Annotated in this window: 1 protein-coding gene; it reads right to left on the reverse strand. The window is 39.1% G+C overall.

Going from position 1 to position 2,459, the window contains the following annotated elements; translation table 11 throughout:
- Positions 1-1,093: 1,093 nt before the first annotated feature.
- Positions 1,094-1,561, reverse strand: coding sequence for a hypothetical protein (locus MD536_RS20900; RefSeq protein WP_239603740.1), 468 nt, complete (start codon positions 1,559-1,561; stop codon positions 1,094-1,096).
- Positions 1,562-2,459: the final 898 nt, after the last annotated feature.

The raw sequence follows: 2,459 nt of genomic DNA on the forward strand, positions 1-2,459 counted from the left end.
TTAAAAATCCCGAATGTCTATTTTTAAAAATCACTACCTGTCCATCCTCGCGTCGTCCCGAATATTAAACTGCTTCAAATTTGTCGCGACTGTTGCACAGAAGGTTTACGATAGGTAGCGCGTAACGATAAAGCATTGGCGATATGGCGGTATGTTATATTCTTCATTTTATAACTACAGATCAATAAAGAACCAATGTTTAAAGATTGGTTAAATGTTCATGAAAATTCGGTTTGATCGGACATACGATGATTATCGACTTATGGTTGATTGACTGTTCGTCGCGCCGCCAAATTGCCAATGCAACGTTAGCAGCTGCCTTTCTGTTTGTCCAAATATGCGTCATTGCAATCTTTGTAATTGTATTTTTAATATTATTTATCCCTTAAAGCCAGATTGAAAAACAGTCCTATCGTGGTAAGCGAAGTATAAAGAACTACTCCCATAGAAAGCGGTATCCAAAGTTCATTGTCGTCATAGAGCTTCTGAAAAAAAATGTAATTATTCAAAATATTATTTGGTAAAATGAATGCAAGCAAAATAGAAGTTGTCCATTGAATACCAATTAATATATTAGATGTTGTTTTTGATTTTGCTTTGTCACAATAACTATAAATTATCCCGCCAGTCAGTTTGTTAAGAAGCAAACCAATTCCTATGAGTATTAATGCAATAATTGTGAGTGTCCACCGGACTTCATAACGGTTGTAAATTAACATGTAAGTTATCATTGTTTGTCGTCCCCTTTTACAAATCCCATAATATTCATAAAACCTCTTTCTTACAAAAAAAATACACTCCAATTATCTGACTTTTAAATATTGAACATTTCCTTAATGCAAGTTTGATGTTCAAAACTATTATGTATGTTAGTTACTGCTATTTAAAGATGTGACACTCGTAGTGTTTTAAGGTAGCTGCTAACGGCGGCAGCTTGGCGATGGTGGGGGATTTATGCTCGTCCGACCGTACTACCGTTGCTTATTGATATACTGTTGAATTTTACTTACCAAAGTCCAATAATAATAATCCGCTGAAACTGATGCCCGGCGCTTCCCTACCGCTGATTCTTTACACGTCTGCCCCACTAGCGCTAAACTGCTCTGTTGGGCGCAGTACTATACTGTAAATTTTTGCCATAGGTCTGCAATAGTTCTTCAACTTCAGCTGGTCTCTTGTCAAGCCAAGAAATATTTATTTTACGTTTTCGGTCAGCCGTCACTATTAGCAGATAATAGGTGCCGCCATCTTCGTTCCTTTCGATTTTCCAGTCGATAACCTGTGACCAAAGTAGAGCTATAGGCTGTCCTTTTTCATTTATTTCAATCTCGGTACTATTGAATTTGAGGACCGGTTCATTCTTTAAAAACTTCCTTGTTAGAATGTATATTGAATAGGCTAATGAGAAATTCAGTATAACATAGAGCAACTTTATTGTCGTGTTGTTGTTAAACTCACCCGAAAGAAAAATGTAATAGGTCATTCCGAAAAGTGCAATTATTAAAATTACTAGCACTGGAATTAATGTTTTTTTGTTTTGTCGGATTTCTACCGTCTCCATATTGAGTTTCGCTTATTTAATTACAAAGATACCTTATGAAATAGGACACTCTGACGTTTCGGGTTGTTCAGTATTGCGCCCAACGGCCGGGTATTGCTGAAGTGCGGCCCCGCAGCATGACCGATTATTTAGTTTGTTAAAAGGTGTTTTGGTCTTTCAAGTTTTATGGTCGTCCCGCCCGCATTTACAGCAATACCATTGTTGCACGCCGCGTACTAATCCTGTTGCAATGATTTTCGTTGTAATTATCCTCTGGATGTTCCGGATACGGTTAGTTTAAATATCCGGTTGTCGTGTTGCGATTGCTTCACTCCTTTTGCTTTAGAATTTTATTTGCACCCTACTTTCCGCTTCATTATGAGCCTTGATAATAGGACTGTGGTATTCGTAATCACTGGATTCTGCACCTAGTCAAGCACCCCGCGTTCCCAACTTTGAACCCTTCAAATTATTGGGGTGTGGTGTTACACTGATAGCGGAATTCCACAGTCGCGGCAGGTGGTGTTGTTATTCTACAGAAAATGTCGCGTCGCAAGCTGCCCAACTTACTATTTTGTTTGCTACCTTGAAGCTGGGGTACCTTGTCCACAGGAAATGATTCAAAGCAATAATGAAATGCACAATTCACATACCCCACCTGGCTATTCATTGTCACGATTACTTTCTGATATGCTTGAGTCCACGGTATGTTAATCAAAAGTCGCCCCGAAACTTAAGTCGCCCGAATTTTTGTCCGGGTAGCTGCACTTTAGGGCCAGGATAAGTGGCGTGCAACGGCCGGCAGCTTTGCGCAGTGCTGGTAATGAAACACTATTGCCGGATCCGCTGTTCATTTATTGATTACTGTTTCAATCTCTGTTCTTTTGATGAATCTGTACATAGCCTGAACTGCTGTACA

Source organism: Flavihumibacter cheonanensis (genome assembly GCF_022352215.1).
Classification (GTDB): Bacteria; Bacteroidota; Bacteroidia; order Chitinophagales; family Chitinophagaceae; genus Flavihumibacter; species Flavihumibacter cheonanensis.

Excerpts from the sequence above, each read along its gene's own strand:
- MD536_RS20900 (WP_239603740.1), bottom strand. The coding sequence starts at position 1,561 with ATGGAGACGGTAGAAATCCGACAAAACAAAAAAACATTAATTCCAGTG.